Annotated in this window: 1 protein-coding gene and 1 pseudogene; one reads left to right on the top strand and one right to left on the bottom strand. The window is 58.5% G+C overall.

All coding sequences use genetic code 11. From position 1 onward, the window contains the following. Positions 1–595: pseudogene (locus AB4043_RS24950) on the top strand (hypothetical protein); the annotation flags it as partial. A gap of 89 nt (positions 596–684) precedes the next feature. On the opposite strand, the gene AB4043_RS24945 reads toward AB4043_RS24950, so the two are convergent. Then, the coding region (locus tag AB4043_RS24945) for a family 43 glycosylhydrolase (RefSeq protein WP_442308453.1) at positions 685–1,575 on the bottom strand (891 nt) is incomplete at its 5' end.

Below are 1,575 nucleotides of genomic sequence, written 5' to 3'. Positions count from 1 at the left end.
GCCTGAGAGCGTGCGGGCTGCCGCCATTCAGGTCAGCTATCCCCAGCTCTCTCCCCTGCGGAAACGTGTGTTGGAACGCATGCAGGCGATCCTTAACACAAATCAGGCGAATGCCGAGAAGATGCGCAGCGATCTCGCAACGATTGCTCCGAGCGAACTGCGCAGCGGACAGATCGTGCCTGACCCCATTTTGCAGCGGTTTTATACCGAGCTGTTCACATCGGGATCAGGCACACAGATCTTCAGCACCTCGTTTGTGCAATGGGCCGGTCGCGAGCTTGCTCGCCGTGCACAACCGCACACTGTGTTGCTGCGATATACACCACGCCAGCGTCATCGTGGCTTCAACGAGATGGTGAGCGATCCGGAATCGAAGGTACTGGATCCAGAAGGCTCGCTGGTCGACGCCGAGATGGACGCGTACTACAACTGGATCGAGATGGGCCGTATTGCAGCGCCCGGCAAACTGACGGTGCTGGCATGGGTAGAGGGCAGCTCCAAGGCGGTGATGGTCAGCGCGAAGACAAAGCCCAATACGATCTCCAATCAGGCTGTCACGATCGAACAGGCCCTGACGTCGTTTGCGGTGGTTTGAGTTCAGAGAGCCTGGATCGGATTGCTGGCTCTATGTCTAAACAGTCTTTGGGTGGGAGCAGCGGGCTGAAGCCCGCGCCTCCCACCTACCTACTGACCGCGATAGACGCTCCACTCAAAGATCGCAAGATCCGATGCAGGTGTGCCTGCTGCGAAGTTCAACCGTAGATAGCGCACACGCGGCAGCCGCGGAAACTCCGTTGGTGAGCCGCTCGTGCCTTCTCCGGTCTGATCAACGATTGGGAACCACTTCGTTCCATCCAGCGAACCTTCGATACGATAGCGGTAGCGCTTCCATGCGTATTCGAAGCTCACCTTCGCCGTTGTTCCCGCAATCGGTTGACCGAGGTCCAGAACAAGCCACGGAGCTTTATCCTCCGCAGCCGGTTGCCAGCGCGTCGCGTAGTTGTCGTCGAGAACTGCGCCTTCCGCGAAGTCCTGCCCCGCTGTGCTCGAGGCAGTCGCCGTTACAGGAAGGTGGCCGGCATCGCGCACGCTGGTATGCAGCAGTGCTGGTCCGGTATGTGTGGGCGTTACCTTGCGCAGTGTACGAGCTGCATCGTCGACAACCAACTCATCCATACAGAGCTGACGCAGGACCGATGCCGCCTGGAACGGCAGGCTGTGGCGGTGATAGACGATGTAGGTCTTTTCATTACGCTCGAAGACCGCATGGTGTCCGGGGCCAAGGATGTCATGCTCCTTATCGCTCACCAGAATCGGACTGGTGGCGCCTTCAAGGAATGGGCCGAATGGGTTATCAGCGACGCTATACCGCACGTTGTACGTGTCATCCGTAGTCTTGCCTTCGGAGTACATCAGGTAGTACGCACTGCCGTGCTTGAACATAAACGGGCCCTCGAAGTAGTGCCCGGGCGTAACATCCTTCGGCTCTCCGTCGAAGGTGACCATCTCGGACTTCAAGCGGACGACGAAGCAGTGTCCGTTGACCCAGTTCAATCCCGATCCCCAGTCCAGATA

It is taken from the genome of Terriglobus sp. YAF25 (genome assembly GCF_052113305.1).
Taxonomy (GTDB): domain Bacteria; phylum Acidobacteriota; class Terriglobia; order Terriglobales; family Acidobacteriaceae; genus Terriglobus.
The sequence above is the reverse complement of the archived record's forward strand: the minus strand, read 5'-3'. Positions and strand labels throughout refer to the sequence as shown.